At 62.3% G+C, this 16,098-nt stretch carries 9 protein-coding genes; 7 read left to right on the forward strand and 2 right to left on the reverse strand.

Going from position 1 to position 16,098, the window contains the following annotated elements; genetic code table 11:
• Positions 1-106: 106 nt before the first annotated feature.
• From WIX41_RS07330 to WIX41_RS07355, 6 genes are all read left to right on the forward strand, one after another.
• Complete coding sequence (locus WIX41_RS07330; RefSeq protein WP_339446440.1) at positions 107-1,678, forward strand: MASE1 domain-containing protein; 1,572 nt, start codon at positions 107-109, stop codon at positions 1,676-1,678.
• Positions 1,679-2,016: 338 nt separating this feature from the next.
• Positions 2,017-5,331 (forward strand): DUF6531 domain-containing protein, encoded by a 3,315-nt coding sequence (locus tag WIX41_RS07335; RefSeq protein ID WP_339446441.1) that lies wholly within the window; start codon positions 2,017-2,019, stop codon positions 5,329-5,331.
• Positions 5,331-7,520: an RHS repeat-associated core domain-containing protein gene (locus WIX41_RS07340; RefSeq protein WP_339446442.1), complete on the forward strand. Its 2,190-nt coding sequence runs from the start codon at positions 5,331-5,333 to the stop codon at positions 7,518-7,520. The genes WIX41_RS07335 and WIX41_RS07340 overlap by 1 nt, the downstream gene beginning before the upstream one ends.
• Positions 7,517-7,879, forward strand: a complete 363-nt coding sequence (locus WIX41_RS07345; RefSeq protein WP_339446443.1) for a hypothetical protein — start codon at positions 7,517-7,519, stop codon at positions 7,877-7,879. The genes WIX41_RS07340 and WIX41_RS07345 overlap by 4 nt, the downstream gene beginning before the upstream one ends.
• Positions 7,880-9,883: 2,004 nt before the next feature.
• Positions 9,884-10,114, forward strand: coding sequence for a hypothetical protein (locus WIX41_RS07350; RefSeq protein WP_339446444.1), 231 nt, complete (start codon positions 9,884-9,886; stop codon positions 10,112-10,114).
• A gap of 450 nt (positions 10,115-10,564) precedes the next feature.
• Entirely contained in the window at positions 10,565-10,732 is a 168-nt protein-coding gene (locus WIX41_RS07355) for a hypothetical protein (RefSeq protein WP_339446445.1), read from the forward strand.
• Positions 10,733-10,840: 108 nt separating this feature from the next.
• Here the strand turns inward: WIX41_RS07355 and WIX41_RS07360 are convergent, their stop codons facing one another.
• Positions 10,841-13,360 (reverse strand): exo 1,3/1,4-beta-D-glucan glucohydrolase, encoded by a 2,520-nt coding sequence (locus WIX41_RS07360; RefSeq protein WP_339446446.1) that lies wholly within the window; start codon positions 13,358-13,360, stop codon positions 10,841-10,843.
• A 331-nt stretch (positions 13,361-13,691) separates the two neighbouring features.
• On the opposite strand from WIX41_RS07360, the gene WIX41_RS07365 reads away from it, so the two are divergent.
• The gene (locus WIX41_RS07365; protein WP_339446447.1) at positions 13,692-14,699 is read left to right on the forward strand and encodes a LacI family DNA-binding transcriptional regulator; all 1,008 of its coding nucleotides are present in this window, start codon (positions 13,692-13,694) and stop codon (positions 14,697-14,699) included.
• A 4-nt stretch (positions 14,700-14,703) separates the two neighbouring features.
• Here the strand turns inward: WIX41_RS07365 and WIX41_RS07370 are convergent, their stop codons facing one another.
• Positions 14,704-15,975, reverse strand: a complete 1,272-nt coding sequence (locus tag WIX41_RS07370) for a sugar MFS transporter (protein WP_339446448.1) — start codon at positions 15,973-15,975, stop codon at positions 14,704-14,706.
• Positions 15,976-16,098: the final 123 nt, after the last annotated feature.

Consider the following 16,098-nt stretch of genomic DNA (forward strand, 5'->3'; position numbering starts at 1 on the left):
TATAATTCAAAACAGCCATTGCATCGCGGCAGTTTCACCGATACCGTCCGGCCCCGACGCATACCTGCATCGTCAGGGTGTCGTCTTCGGCAAAACGGAGAAACGCATGCAAACGGAATGGCTGAAGAGCGGACTGCACCTGAACTTCCGCATTCGCCCCATCGGATTGGTCGTTGCCCTTCTTTATGCGTTCGCGTACTGGGCAGCACGCGAGGTGTCGATGGATCAGTTCTATCTGCCAGCCGGTGTCCGGGTGGCAGCGCTCCTGCTCACCCCGCTGCGGCTATGGCCTTATCTGCTCCTCGGCGAATACTGCTACTTCGCATTTGCGCGATATCCCATGATCGCCCGCTATGGATGGACATGGTTCGTAGTCAGCTCAGCCGTTCTGATGCCAGCCGTCATGTTCATCGCGCATCTCCATCGCCGATTCATGAGTTCCAGAGCAGGTGCCTGGCTCATCTGTGTTGCCGCAGCGTCGACCATCACGGTGACGACGCTGAACCTTATGATCCCGTACCTGCTGTGGACGACTCCTCCCGCCGCAGGAATAGGGACAGACGCGGTTCGCTTTCTGGTCGGAGACTTCATCGGAATCCTCACGATCGCGCCGCTGGCGCTGCTTTGGACCAGGAGGAAGGAGGGATTCATCTCCCGAACCGGGCTGATGGTGCCGACAGTGATCTGTCTCGTCTTGATGGCCTTCGTCGGCTTCGCGGCGCTCTGGATCCCCGCTGCACCTGGCCCGGCCAAGACCAACATCCTGTTACTGCTCGCCCTGCCCGCCGTCGCCTTGACCTGCATGCATGGCTGGAAGGGCGCCGCCATCAGCGTGCCCATCTGGAGCTTGATCGTGCGCCTGACCATGCCAGCGTCGGGTATGGCGGATTCCTTTGATCCAGCTGCCTTCTCGGCCCAGCAGAGTCTCGCGCTGGTTGGAATAGCGCTGCTGGCTGTCGGCGCATGCGTCTCGCACTATTACCAAGAGCTCAGAACCCACAAGCTTGAGAGGGAGCGAGCCCTTTCCCACTCCAGAGCGGCCCAGACCGCCACTGAGAAGGAGCTCCGTTCGCGAGCATTGGACATACGACAGCTCAGCGATGGCTTCGATGCCTCACTCAGTGACGTCGCGGAATGGCTCAAGACCAAAGGGCACCATGAGCTCGCAGGAGGCCTCCTCAAGGTCACCGTTCTGCACTCCCGCAAGTTCCGCGAGCAGATCACGATGGTCTACCCAACCTCGCTGGAACACGTAGGGCTCTACCTCGCCCTCCAGATCGGTGGAATCGATGAGGCATGGAAGGCAACAGCTCGATTGGCACCGCATCGACTGATCGGCGATCCATGCATATTGAGTGTCGGCCTGCAGCTGGCGGCCTACCGGACCATCATCGATGCAGTTTCCCTGCTCCTTGAGCGTGAACCGGGTCAGATACAGATTCGCGCGCGATGCGGGCGTTCCTGGGGACGCAGGGGGATCGTCGTGTCGCTCGCAACACTGGACTCTCGCCACCGCCTCTCCAGCGGCACCATGGTGGCGGCCATCGAGCGGCTGTCCGGAAGAACAATGGCCTACGGGGGAACGACCCAATGTCGTCGCAACCGCATTCGAATCCTGTTGTTGGAGCAGGTGGCCCCCGAAGCAGGCAGTAAAGCACTCCAATCTGCGAGGCAGTAGGCCGGCGGCGCAGCTCGGCCATCGCGATCCCGATAACGCCAGCCATTGGCCGGCCCACGCATCACTTGTATCCCCCCCCTCAGTCGTGCCCACCTTCGTCGCCACCCGCCCCTGGGTGACGGCAGCTGCGAAGTTGGGCAACGCTCACGGGCGCATGCGATCCAATAACGGCCCGAAACGATACAGACCAGACGCGGGCCGCCCCTTGAACAAACGCCTATATACGAAGAATGCGCGATTTCTGAAAGCCCCGAATCGCGAAAGTACTCAAGGATGTGCTTCGCCGCCGTGCACGCTGTCGCCGTCGGCAGACCGCAAAATTCCAGGGAGCAAAGCACATGGGAAGTCCCAGTCGGTACGGCATCTGCTGCCTCAAGGCCGCGTTGTCGGCAGTCCTGTTGCAGATGGCAATGGCCATGCCTGCGGCTGAAGCCAGAGGGGTGCACAAGGAAACTTTCGCCGTCCGGTACCTGGCCAACCACCGAAGCGGCGCGCCGTTCGGCGGCAACTCGGGCAGCGGTGACATCACGGACTTCGAAACCATCCACGTACGCCCGCCGTACATCCCTGTTCCCATATCCCGCCCGATGGTGTCGCTCAGCCCTGTGATGGCCACCGGGTCCGAGCGCGTGTTCCGACGCACGCAGACCAGCCGGGAACAGGAGAGCGATGACCGCAGCGGTTGCCCGGACGACGAGAGCGCGGGCAATCCTGTGGTGCTGTACACCGGCAACAAGGTGGAAAGCGAACTGGACTTTGGCAGTCATGGCGAGATGGGCCTGTTCCTGCAGCGCACCTACAACCATCACTGGAGCGCTACCGGGCTGTTCGGTGGACACTGGCTCAGCAACTTCGACTACTCGCTGGCGTTCTCCGCTGCCGGCGCGGTCGCCTGGGTGCAGTATCCCGACGGCCGCCGCATCAAGTTCCTGCGCGTGGGCAACGCCGAGCGCTGGAACGAGGACAAGCCCGGCCCGGTGGCCTACCTGCTGCGCAATGGCGACAACACCTACACCGTGCACAACGAGGGCGGCGGCAGCGAGACCTTCAACGCCGATGGTTATGTCACCCGCCTGCAGAACGAGCAGGGCGTGGCCTGGAATTTCACCTACAGCAACAAGTACCTGCAGCAGGTCACTCATTCTTCCGGTCGCAGCATCCGCTTCACCTGGACCAACGGCCAGCTGACCCAGGTGACCGACCCTGCCGGCAGCGTATACCGGTACAGCTACACCGCCAACGTGTTTGGCACCGGTCAGCCGCGGCTGGCCAGCACCACCCTGCCGGGCCCGCCCGACACCGTGCTGACCTACCACTACGAAGACGCACGCCACCCCGGCGGCCTCACCGGCAAGTCCATCAACGGCGCCCGCTATTCCACATTCGCCTACGACGCACATCGCCGCACGGTCCGTACCGAGCATCATGGCGGCGTCGAGCGCCACGAGTTCCGCTACAGCGTTGAATCCAGCCAGCCAGTGCGCCGCCCGCCCGCCCCCATTCGCCCGGGTGGCGTCATGCAAGGGGAAGCACCGGGCTGGTGCGAGCATGGTCCGGACGGCCGCATCTGCTACGTACCCTGGTCGCTGCCTGGCGGTGGCGTTGCCTTGCGCAACACCACCGCCCAGCGGCCGGTCAAGATGAGTGTCACTGTTACCAACCCGTTGGGCCGCAGCACGATCCACCGCTTTGAGGATGGCCGCAAACTCAGCGTACAGGGGGCCGCCTCGCCACTCTGCGCCGGCAGCTACAAAGAGCAGACCTACGACGCCAACGGCTACCCGGACCTTGTCCACGATTTTGCCAACGCCCTCACCGATTTCGACTACAACGCACAGGGCCAACTGATCCGCATGACTGAAGCGGCTGGAACGCCGCAGCAGCGCGTCACCACCTATGCCTGGGACAGCGCACGCAACCGTTTGTTGAGTGAGCGGGTCGAGGGCAAGCAGGAGATCGTCTACAGCTACGATCCGCGCGGCAACGTCAGTTCGGAGACCATGCACGATCTCACCGGCACGGCCACCGCCGATGCGCGCGAGCGCCGCACCCGGGTTACTTACGGTTACCACGCCAACAACATCACCGCCACCGCGAAGGTGGATGGTCCCTTGCCACAGGATGACCTGACCCAGACCTTCAACGCCCAGGGCGACCTGGTCGGCGTCACCGACGGACTGGGCCACACCACGGTCTACACCGGCCACAACGCGCGTGGGCAACCCGCCACCATCACCGGCCCCAATGGCGACACCCTGGAGCTGACCTATGACGCGCGAGGGCGCGTGGTGACTCGCCGCCAGCGCAGCGGCAGCATGTCGGCCACCACCCACATCGCCTACAACGGAGCTGGCATGGTGGCCAGCGTCACCGGCCCGGACGGCAACACCTTGCACTACGGCTATGATGCCGCCCTGCGTCGGGTCAGCGAGACTCTGCCGCTGCGGGACGGCACCCACCGCTGGACGCGGCATAGCCACGACGCCGCCTCCAACGTGACCCGCAGCCAGGTTACCCACACCGACTATCCCTTCGGCAGCAGGGTGATCGGCCACATGGAAGGTGTGCGCCGCGATACCGCGTGGCAGTGGTCCATGGTCGGCTGGGCCTGCACTACCGGCAGCAGCAGATCCATCGGGGTGCAGGCCAGTACCGAGGCAGGGCATGTCCTCGTCACCGGTACCGCCAACCTGGGCAGTGAACCCGACGTGGGCCAGGCCTGCCATTCCGGTGGCAAGGCGCATCGCTTCTCGATGCCCATCTCGCTCGCACAGCGCCAGCAGCTGGGCGGCCAGCGGATCGTGGTCCATGGGCTCTCCCCGCAGGGCGCCTCCCACAACGCACGGCTCCCCGGCTCCAGCGCGCACGCCATTCCTGCTGCACCGGTAACAGGAAACATTCTCGGCGTCACCCGGGACAAGGAATGGAACTACTTCGTCGAGGGCTGGGCGTGCTCGATCGGTGTCAACGCGCCGATTGACGTTCATGTCTACGTCGGCGGCCCGGCCGGCGGCGGTACGGGCGTGGCTACGGCCCGAGCCAATCACGCAAGCGGGCCGGACATCGCCAACGCCTGCCAGGCGCAAGGGAATGCCTACCGCTTCCGGATCCATCTCAACGACACCATCCGCACTGCGCGCGCCCACCAGAGCATCCACGTGCACGCCATTTCACCCGCCGGCGGAACCAATCTCGTCATTGGCAACTCCGGAACCTACCGCGTTCCCGCCATCGTAAGAACCGCAGACTTCATCGGTTTCGCGCCTTCGCCTGCGCGCATCTACAACGGCGAACAGTCCGTGCTCACCGCACACCTGCGTAACACCGGCAACGTCGTCTGGCGCGGAGACACTTACCTGGCATGGGGCACCGGGGCATTCACCGGAAGCCGCCCGCTTCCCCACGCCGTGTATCCGGGGCAGGACGTGGCCATCCGCTGGCCGGTTTCTCCAGTCAATCCCGGCAGTGGCGTCACCCGAGTGATGTACCAGTCCACCCTCGCCAGAGGAGGTGCCGCCTGGGGACCACGCGGGGACACCGGCGTGGAAGTAGAGAACAGGCGCCCGATCTGCATCCCCGGCAACCCGGTATGCACCGTGCCGTGGGGCCTGAAGGGCGAAGAGGCACCTGCTGCAGAGAAAGGAGCACTCTGATGTCGACTCTGATGATCACCCTCATGGGACTGAGCAACGTCGTCGCCACTGTTGACTACCAGTACGACGAGATGAACCGGCTGATCGCCCAGCGCGTCTCCAACGGCCAGCACGTCCGCTACGCATACGACATGGAGAACAGGGTTACCCAAGTAACCGACGCGCAGAACCGCGTCACCCGCATGCGGTACGACGCCCTCGGCCGACTGACTACCCAGACCGACGCCCTCGGCGGAACCACCCGCTTCGCCTACGACCTGGGCGACCGCATCACCCAGGTCATTGACCCGCGCGGCCTGACCACGACCTACCGGTACGACGGCTTCGGGCTGCTGTGGTCGCAGCAGAGCCCGGACACCGGTACCACCGACCATGCCTATGATGCCGCCGGCCTGCGCATTGCCACCGTCCGCAACGATGGCAGCGAAGTGCGCTATGCCTACGACGGCGCAGGCCGGCTTACCCAGGCCAGCGCCGAGGGGCAGGTGCAGGCCCTCCAGTACGACACCTGCCCCAGCGGCAAGGGCCGCCTGTGCGGAATGTCTTCGCCCGGCGCCTCCAGCGGCCTTGCCTACACGCCCGATGGAAGGCTTATCGAGCGGCGCGACGCCATCCAGGCCGCCGACGGCAGGCTGGAGGGCATCACGCGCTACGGCTATGACGGCATCGGCCGCCTTGCGCAGATCGGCTACCCCAGTGGGGCCAAGACGGACTACACCTACTCCGCCTTGGGCTACCCCAACGCCATGACCCTGACCAGCGGTGGCACCGTACACAGCGTGGTGAAGAACACAACGCGAACCGCGCTGGGAAGCCGACGGATGGTGACCTATGGCAACGCCCTGTGGCGAGGCTACGACTACGACCAGAGCGGACGGATCACTGCCATGTCGGTGCGCCGGCCCGACGGCAGCTCGCTGAGCTACTGGAACTACCACTACAGCCCCGACAACGAAATCACTGCGATCACCGATACCGTCGCGCCCGCCCTTACCCAGTCCATGGGATACGACGGACTGGGCCGGCTCAACCGCCTGCTGCGTAACGGCGTGGACAATCAGCTGTCCTACGATGCTGGTGGCAACTACACCAGCCACCAAGCCGGCCCGCAACTGAGCCGCTACTCCATCGACTCGCTTTCCAACCGGGCACAGGAGCACCTGCACCCGGACCGCACCACGCGTTATCAGTACGACGGACTCGGCAACCGCATCAGCGACGTGAGCGAGGGGCACGCCCAGACCTACAGCTACAATGGCTTCAACCGCATGCACCAGAGCAGTGTCAATGGCAGAACTACCGACTATCTGGTAAACGCCCAAGGCCAACGCGTCGCCAAAGCAAACGAGGCCGTCACCCGCTATTTCTACACCGGGCAGAACCAACTGCTGGCCGAGCACAGCAACGCCCAGTGGAGCAGCTATCTGTGGTTTGACGGCGAGCTGGTTGGTCTGTTCCGCGACGGGCAGCTGAGCTACATCCACAACGACCATCTGGGACGTCCGGACTTTGCCACCAACGCGAACCAGCAAACAGTGTGGAAGGCTTACAACTATGCTTATGGGCGCAGCGTGACCCAGGATGACATAGATGGCCTCAATCTCGGCTTCCCGGGGCAGTACCACGATGAAGAGACCGGACTTTGGTACAACGGGTTCCGGGATTACGACGCAAGCATTGGGCGGTACATCCAGAGTGATCCGATTGGGTTGGCGGGGGGGATCAATACCTATGCCTATGTCGGGGGGAATCCGATCATGGCGGTGGATTCCCTCGGCCTAAAGACTTGCTTGCTGACAACAGTTGGTCCAGGCGGAATTAGAGACCATTCGGCGATTTACACCTCACAGGGAGATGGTTCGGGTGGGGCGGCGCTCTATGATCCTGCGGGATCGTACGGCGCTGCGAATGGCGGCGGTAGCGGCGCCATCGTGACAGGCGATGCTGCAGATATTGGGAAGTTCACGGACTTCCATAAGAGCCAAACGGTGGAGTCCACCTGCAAGGACACTTCTCGGAAGGAAGAAGAAAGTATCATCAATAACGCCATGAATCTCCCGTCGGCGGCGCCATTCCAGTGCGCAACGATGTCTTCGTCGGCGCTAAGCGGGCTGCCGTCATTCCCACATGTGCAGGCGGGGACGTTCTGGCCAGGCAACCTGTTGCGCCACTTCAAGAAAGGTCCATGAGCATGCCGCTTCCCAGCGCGTTGATTTATCTGCTTGGCTTTATCGGCCTTGCTTCTGTCGGCTTGCTTCCGCTTCGGTCCTGGCAGGTGTTGAGGCACTTCTTGAGAAGTGGCGCGCCACCTTCGCTAAGGAAGGTGTTGCTCACCTTCGCAGTGTTGGTAGCCGCTGCAGCCCTCTGGAGCGATGTGCAAATCACGGCACGCATTTTTAAGTGCCTTACCGAAACGTACTGCGGTCCCGGCATTGCAAGCGGATGGACCTACTTGGCAATGCTGGGCGTTGTGTACTTGGTGTTTGAGGTCCTTATTGTTGTTCTACGGAGGGTTGGTCAGGTCAAGGCGATCAAACCCGCCGTGTAATCGAACTCGCAGTGAACCGCCCCGGGTTTGAATGCCAAGACCAGCGTGCAAGTATCCGTAGAGGGAGGCGAATTCATTGCGGGAGGTGCCGCTGTAGATATTACTGATGACGGCGGCTCGATTGGAATAGGCAACCTCCGCGGCGGAAGGTTGAAAGGCGGCGCTGGCGTAGGCGCATACGTAGCGATAATGGGTTGTACTACAAAATCTTGGAACATGCTCACATGGTAAGAAAACGCTTGCGAGATCAGCTCCCGTTCCACCCACGATTCATGCTGGCATTAGTTATCCTGTTCTGCGGTGGCCTGGTTGGATCAATACTCCAGCTGGAAACTGCCGCGTATGTATGCATTGTGATATCAGTACCTATCGCGGTTGCAGAGGTGCACTCATTCCTGACCATGAAGAATCAAAAACACGATAAGAACGAAAAATCGAAATGACGACTACGTAGTGCCCTGATGTCGACCGTACTGCCAAAAGCCCTGGCACTCACACCTTCACCGGCAACAACTGCGTCAACTTCGTGAGAAGCGTACTGAAAAGCGTCAATATTCCAACCTCTTCATCAATCAAACCTAAACAGTTCCTGACGGATACTAATGGCACCCACGAATGAAGGGTTTCGCTCGCGCAGCATCAATGGGATTCCTGTCAGGAATAATAGTGTCAGCCTCCGCACTGACACTGCAGTACGCATCGCCAAGATCAATGAGTCGCATCATGGATCTGCCCTTGATGCAGGACGTCATGGCTCTTGCCTGGCCAACCTCACTGTTCTTGATCGGGTCTGGAGACGGAGATCCAATCACCCTCCCACTTCTCACAGTCTTTGCGAATGGCATCGTTCATGGAGCAACTTTCCTGGTCATCTACGTCGCTGTGCGAGCTATCGGAAGGCACCTGGTTCGCGTCAGGCGTAGGAAATGACGTCCGCAGCGCCACATTCAAAGGCGCCAACGAAGCTACCAAGTCCTCCCATGCAGCATCTGGACGCCACTCCGACCCATGCAATTGCACTAGGTAAAGTATGAAAATTGTCTTCTGGGGAGCGGTCCTTTCGTTCTCCCTTATGCCCCTGAACGTTTTTTTCCTTATGCTCGCGAAGGCGGTGCATCGCGAGCCATTGGTACCTGAAGATGCGATCCTGATCGCACTCGGTTTGTTCGGTGCGGTGATATCAGTAATGATCTATCGACAGTGGATCTGGATAAACAAATCAAGTGCTCCCCGTCGTTAGATTGCTACTGCGACGCCGCCAGCAGTTGGCGGATTTGTGCGAGTAGACAGCCCGGAAGGACCCGACGCTACGAGTGGCGGAACGCACACGTGGCACAGCGGCATCGTTCCTTTCGGGAGGAACGGTGACCAGCGCTCGCAACGGCACCGGAGCATGGTGGCTTACCGACAAACTTACACAAAGCCGACGATGTATGGTGGCTATGTGAAGAAAAAACGCTAACAACAGGAAGCCTGGGCGGATTCTCGGTTGAGATCACCATGCAGGATCGCGTCGGCAACGTGATCAAGAGAAACTTCATTGAGAAGTGTGACTATAAATGTCAGTTATTCGAAGCTCACGTTTTCTACAAATCGTTCGGATACTACTTCTTGGAGCAGTGTTCTACACATTGTACAAATCAAAATCTACGTACGAGCTGTTAAGACTATGTGCCAATCTCGCAAACAACGGCGGCGACGTATCGCGCTGTGCCAACTTTCCTGACTCGATTGGCACATATCTCTACATTTTGGTGACATCAAGCCTGGCAACCGGAGTCGTTTCACACTTCCTCGATAGCGCCAAGCGCAAAAGCTAGGCATCAACATTAGTGATTCGATTGGGTTGGCGGGGGGATCAATACCTTCGCTTATGCGGATGGCAACCCCGTCTCGATGATAGACCCGTTGGGGCTATCACCAGATCCGCTCAAGGGATACAACCCTGCTATCGGCCCGATTGTTACCAAGACTCCAACGACCCCAATACACTGGATGGAAAAAATGACCGCAGTACTGTTCGCTGGCAAAGCCTCACTCGGGCTTCTTGACGTCAATAAGACTGGACAGATAATTCCCAAGGTCTCGACGGTTATAGGCAGACTTTCAGTTTGGTACACGCTATTGGAGCCCGTAGAGATGGGCTGCGCTGAACTGGACTGCGACAAGAACGGCATCATCAACCTCCTAGAGAAAGCACCCGCAACATGCTACCCGCCGAGTACTACACAATGACCAATTGCTACGGCAAGGACTCTAAGGCGAGGTCGATAGCAAGATCATTTATCGTGAAAGCAACATATCTAGTCACGTGCGTTGGCGGTGTAACGTTGATATGGAACCTCCCAAAGCCAATTTCAGAACTATCGATCCTCCTCGGACTAGGCTGGATCATCTTGATATCCAGAGTACTTAGATGGCTCTTCATCCGAATCGGATGGACAACAAAAGAGCGGGAAGGAAGCCCCATCTAGCCGACCTCAAATTCGCAAAATCAGCAGTTCGTCTATTTTAGGAAGACATGATGGCGGCGATACCTCAGATAGACGCGAAGCGAATGTCGTGAGGCTTTCAGTAACCTCGAGGGGGGCCATCTGCCGCCGTTCCTGCGCAGACATAACCTATGTCGAGATTACGAAAAGGGCGGAGACTGACCTTACCCGCGCGTTCTGCGCAGGCTCCCTCATGCCCCTCAACGCCCCGCTCCTGATGAGCGCCAAGGCCGTGCATCGCAAGCCATTGGTGCCTGAAGATGCGATTCTGATCGCCGTCGGCCTGTTCGGCGTGGTGATGGCAACAGTGACCTATCGACAGTGGATCCGGAAAGACAAATTCAAGGATTCCCGCCGTTAGGTTGCCGTTGGAACGCCGCCAGCAATTGGCGGACTTGCGCGAGTAGGCAGCCGGGCAGAGCCCGGCGCTACGATTGGCGGAATGCACAAGTGTCCACAGGGCACGGCGTTACCGGCAGGTCACGTTGCCCTTGGCCTTCGCGGCCACCTGCACTTGGGTGAACGCGGCAACCAGCGGCTTGTCGGCGCTGATGACGAAGGGAGCTTCCACCGCGCCGAGGTCGACACCCTGCTTGGCGAAGCAGGCCAGCGGAATGCTTACGGTGTGCTTCTGCCCTGGCGAAAGCCCACTCAGGACTGAGGTGATGTCCACCCCACCCTCGCAACCGGTGCCGCACTGCATGGTCACCTTTACCGGCGAGGCCGGCTGGTGCTGCACCATCACGTCGAACTGCAGCGCGCCGTTGCTGCGGGCCAGTGCGCCCAGGTTGCGCCGCGAGGTGCTGCGCGCGATCAGCTGCGCTGGCGCCAGCCAGGTCACTTCGCGCGCGTCCTGCTGGGTGTTGATCTGCACGGTGCGTACTTCTGCCACCGGCTTGGCCATGGGCCAACGCAGGCGCGCGTTGAGATCATTGCCAAGCGGCTGGGTGGCGCCGTCGGCGGCGATGTGCAGTGAGAACGGGGCAGTGTCCACGCGGTTGAAGATCGGCAGCGTGGTCACTTCACCGCAATGGTCCGGGTTGGCTTCGGGCAGGCGCGCGACCTGCGCCGGCGCCGCGTAGCTCAGCCCATAGCCGAACTTGAACAGGTCCGGGCGCTTCGGGTCCGGGCGGTCGATCGGCGCCGGGCACGGCACACCGGGCCACGGGAAGCTGAGGCGACCGCGGAAGTCATGCGCGGGCCTGCCGTCTTTGCCTGCCACCAGAACGTCGGTGATGCCCTTTCCTTCGGTACCCGGCAGCCACGCGGCAACGAACGCCTGCGACAGGTTGAGCAGGTCGTTGGTGTACATCGGCCGGCCGGAGAAATACACCGTGACCACCGGCTTGCCGGTAGCGGCGGCGGCCTTGAGCACGGCCAGGTCCTGCGGCTGCGCGCGGCTGTGGCTGACGGTGTCAGAAGCGAGGATGTCGCCATTGGTCTCGGCGTAGGGCGTTTCGCCGATCACCGCGACCACCACGTCGAAGGTCGACGCGTCGATGCCCTTGGCGTCCGCGCTGAAGGTTACCTGCTGCACGCCCAGTTCTGCACGCAACGCACCCAGCACCGAATCGGCATTGGGGAAATCGGCATTGGTGTTCTCGGTGCCCTGCCAGGTGAGCGACCAGCCACCGGCCTGGTCGGACAGGCTGTCCGCGCTCTTGCCCACCACCAGCACGCGTGCATCGCGCTTGAGCGGCAGTACCTTGTCCTGGTTCTTCAGCAGCACCAGCGATTCGCGCACGGCTTCGCGTGCCAGTTCACGGTGCTGCACGGCGTTGATGTCCCCGGCGTAACGGCTGTCGGACGGCTTGTGTTCGAACAGGCCTGCACGCAGCTTGACGCGCAGGATGCGGGTCACCGCATCGTCGATGCGTGCCATCGGGATCTCGCCGCTCTCCACCTGGGCGATGGTGTTGGCAATGAAGGCCTTCCAGTCATCGGGCACCATCACCATGTCGATGCCGGCGTTGATCGCCTGGGCGCAGCTGTCATTGCGGCAGCCGGGTACCTGGGCGATGCCGTTCCAGTCGGAGACGACGAAACCGTCAAAGCCCATCTTCTCCTTCAGCGCACCAGTGAGCAGCGGCTGGCTGCCGTGCATCTTGCCGTAGTCCACGCCACCGGCGCGGTCGTTCCAGCTGTTGAACGAGGCCATCACGGTCTGTACGCCTTCGCCCAGCGCGCCAAAGTAACCCTGGCCATGTACGTTGATCATGGTGGCCTTGTCCACCGTGGCCTCGCCCTGGTCGCGGCCGTTGTCGGTGGCCCCATCGCCGATGTAGTGCTTGGCGGTGGCCACCACGTTGCCGTCGCTGGTGAAGCGGCCCTGCGCGCCCTTGACGTAGGCCTGCGCGTAGTCGCGCACGATCGCCGGATCGGACGAGAAACTCTCGTAGGTGCGGCCCCAGCGCGGGTCGTGCGCAACGGCCAGCGTAGGCGCGAACACCCAGCCGATGCCGGTGGCGCGGGTGGCGCTGCCGGTGGCCGCGCCGATGCGCTCGATCAGTTCCGCATCGCGGGTCGCGCCCAGGCCGATGTTGTGCGGGAACAGCGTGGCGCCGTACACATTGCTGTGCCCGTGCACGGCATCGGTGCCCCAGATCACCGGCACCGGGGTGCGCGCATCGGTGGCCAGCGAAGCGGCATGATACGCATCGGCCAGCTTGACCCAGTCCGCCACACTGGCGTGCTTGTCCATGCCCGGCCACGAGCCACCACCGTTGAGCACCGAGCCGATGTAGTAGGTGCGCACCTGCTCCGGGGTGATCTGCTTGATCTCCGGCTGGGTCATCTGCCCGACCTTCTGCGCCAGGGTCATCTGCGCAAGGATGCTGCGCACGCGGCTTTCGATGGCCGGGTCGGTGGCGATGGCGCTGGTCACGTGCGGCCAGTCCTGCAGGCGCTCGGCGGCGGACGCGGCCTGCCCCTGGGTGGTCAATGCCGTCAGCACACAGACGGTGAGAAGAGTTTTCCGGGCGCTGCTCACGAACCTCTACCTCCAATGGAATTTACGGATGATGGACCGGACGCAGGCCGTTTCGGCGCCTCCGGTGACAGCGCTGTCATATAAGTCGGACGTGGCGCTGTCAACCATTTGCCGAGGTCCATGTCCTGCCAGCACCGTGGTTGCTGGGCTCGCGGTTTGCCGACGCGACACCCATCGCTGTCTGCTGTTGCAACGCCGCATGGAATTCGAACGTCGTGCACGAAGGCCCTGCGTCGTGGCACCATCCGCCTGCATTGGCAACCCCCGAAGCGACACAAGCGCATTACCATCGGCAGCCGCCGACCGGCTCTTCCAGAGGATCCATCGCACCATGCGTAGTCGTATCGAGGATGTCGCCGCCGTTGCGGGCGTTTCGATCAAGACCGTGTCGCGCGTGCTCAACCATGAGCCGAACGTGCGTGAGGAAACGCGCGAACGTGTACTGGCGGCGGTGGCGCGGCTGGGCTACAAACCGAACCTGTCCGCGCGCAGCCTGGCCGGGCAACGCTCGTATGCATTGGCGCTGGTCTACAACAATCCCTCACGCAATTACCTGATGGAAATCCAGAACGGCATGCTGGAAGCCTGCCATGCGCACCACTACAACCTCATCCTGGGTCCGGTGGGCATCGGTCGGCGCACCCTGCCCGACCTGGCCGCGCTGTTCGAGAATTCGCGCCCCGATGGCGTAGTGCTGATCCCGCCGCTGACCGACGATGCGGTGGTGCTCGCCTACCTGGAAGAGAACGAGATTCCGTTTTCCAGCATCGCCCCGCGCCACCCCGAAGGCCGCATCGGCGTGCGCATGGATGAGACCACGGCGGTGGTGGAACTGATTGGCCACCTGGTCGCGCAGGGTCACCGCCGCATTGCACACATCAAGGGACCGCGCGCGCACGGTGCGTGCCAGTGGCGCCTGGCCGGTTATCGCCAGGCGTTGCGCGAGGCAGGTATCGATTACGACCCGGCGCTGGTGGTCAATGGCCAATTCTCGTTTGAGTCGGGCATCGAGGCAGCCAACGCCCTGCTGGATCTGCCCGAGCCGCCGACCGCGATCTTCGCGGCCAACGACGACATGGCCGCCGCGGTGTTCCGCGTGGCCGGCCAGCGTGGCCTGCGCGTGCCGCGGGATCTTTCGGTGTGCGGCTTCGACGACACCCCCATCGCCGGGCACATCTATCCGGCGCTGACCACCGTGCGCCAGCCCACCGACAGCATGGGCCGGCTGGCCACCGAGCAGCTGATCGAACGCATCCGCTCGCCCGAGGCCGGCCGCATGGTCACGGTGGACCACGCTGTGCTGGTGCGTGAATCCACCCACGCACCGCGACGACGCTGAGGCTTCAGGCGTAACGGCGCGAACCGCGCCACGCGTAGAACACAATGAACAGGTAGCACAGCATCGGCAGCAGGAAGGACGCCTGCAGCCCGTAATGGTCGGCCAGCCAACCCACCGCCAGCGGAATCACCGCACCGCCCACGATCGCCATCACCAGCAGGCTTGAGCCCTGCCCGGTGAGCGGCCCCAGGCCGCCGATGGCCAGCGCGAAGATGGTCGGGAACATGATCGAGTTGAACAGGCCCACGCTGACCACGCTCCACTTGGCGATCTCGCCGGTGCCCAGCATGGTCGCCGCCAGCAGGCCCATCACCACCAGCGCGAACAGGCCCAGCAGGCGACGCGGATCGAAGCGCGCCAGCAGGAACGTACCGGCCAGGCGGCCCACCAGCGCACCGCCCCAGTACAGCGATACATAGCGGGTGGCTTCCTGCTCGGTAAGCCCTTCGCCGATACCCGGCATGGACAGGAAGTTGACCAGCACGCTGCCGATCGATACTTCAGCGCCCACATAGAAGAAGATTGCCAGCACGCCGAAGGCCAGGTGCTTGTGGCGCAATGCCGCCCCCAGAGTTCCGCGTTCGCTGCTGTCTTCCACGCCGACGATGCTGGGCAGGCGGAAGGTCCAGATGGCGGCGGCCAGCAGAAACAACACAATGGCCAGGCCGAAATACGGAACCTGTACCGACTGTGCCTCGGCCGCACGGTAGGCAAGTGCCTCGGCCTGCGGCAGCAGCGCCAGCTGCTCGGCGCTGCGCGGTTCGGCGGCCAGGATCAACAGACCACCAAACAGCGGCGCGATGGTGGTGCCCAGCGCATTCATCGACTGGGCCAGGGTGAGCCGGCTGGAGCTGGTCTGCTCCGGACCCAGCAAGGCGACATACGGATTGGCCGCCACCTGCAGCACGGTGATGCCGGTGGCGAGCACGAACAGCGCGCCCAGGAACAGCCCGTACACGTGCAGCCCCGCCGCTGGCCAGAACAGCAATGCGCCGACCCCGGCAATGGCCAACCCGGCCACGATCCCGCGCTTGTAACCCACCGCTGCGACCAGCCGCCCCGCCGGCAGCGACATCAGGAAATACGCGCCGAAGAAGGTGAACTGGATGAGCATGGCCTGCACCCAGGTCAACGAGAACGCCGCCTTGAGGTGCGGAATCAGGATGTCGTTGAGGCAGGTGATGAAGCCCCACATGAAGAAGATGGCCGTCATCACGGCCAGCGCCGTGCGAGTGCTCTGTACGTGTTGCCCGCGAACCACGGTGGATGTGTCCATTGCCTGTCCTTCTGATGGGAATTGCCAGCCATGCGGCGGCCAGACATGGAACCCGCTCGGCGTGCCGTTGTCCAGCGCTGTCAGACAACTGGTCAGCCGGCGCGACATCAGCCAACGGCGACC

The sequence above is a fragment of the Stenotrophomonas sp. AB1(2024) genome (assembly GCF_037482345.1).
Classification (GTDB): Bacteria; Pseudomonadota; Gammaproteobacteria; order Xanthomonadales; family Xanthomonadaceae; genus Stenotrophomonas.

Coding starts and splice junctions, on each gene's coding strand:
- WIX41_RS07350 (WP_339446444.1), top strand. CDS start 9,884: ATGACCGCAGTACTGTTCGCTGGCAAAGCCTCACTCGGGCTTCTTGAC.
- WIX41_RS07335 (WP_339446441.1), top strand. CDS start 2,017: ATGGGAAGTCCCAGTCGGTACGGCATCTGCTGCCTCAAGGCCGCGTTG.
- WIX41_RS07340 (WP_339446442.1), top strand. CDS start 5,331: ATGTCGACTCTGATGATCACCCTCATGGGACTGAGCAACGTCGTCGCC.
- WIX41_RS07355 (WP_339446445.1), top strand. CDS start 10,565: ATGCCCCTCAACGCCCCGCTCCTGATGAGCGCCAAGGCCGTGCATCGC.
- WIX41_RS07365 (WP_339446447.1), top strand. CDS start 13,692: ATGCGTAGTCGTATCGAGGATGTCGCCGCCGTTGCGGGCGTTTCGATC.
- WIX41_RS07345 (WP_339446443.1), top strand. CDS start 7,517: ATGAGCATGCCGCTTCCCAGCGCGTTGATTTATCTGCTTGGCTTTATC.
- WIX41_RS07370 (WP_339446448.1), bottom strand. CDS start 15,975: ATGGACACATCCACCGTGGTTCGCGGGCAACACGTACAGAGCACTCGC.
- WIX41_RS07330 (WP_339446440.1), top strand. CDS start 107: ATGCAAACGGAATGGCTGAAGAGCGGACTGCACCTGAACTTCCGCATT.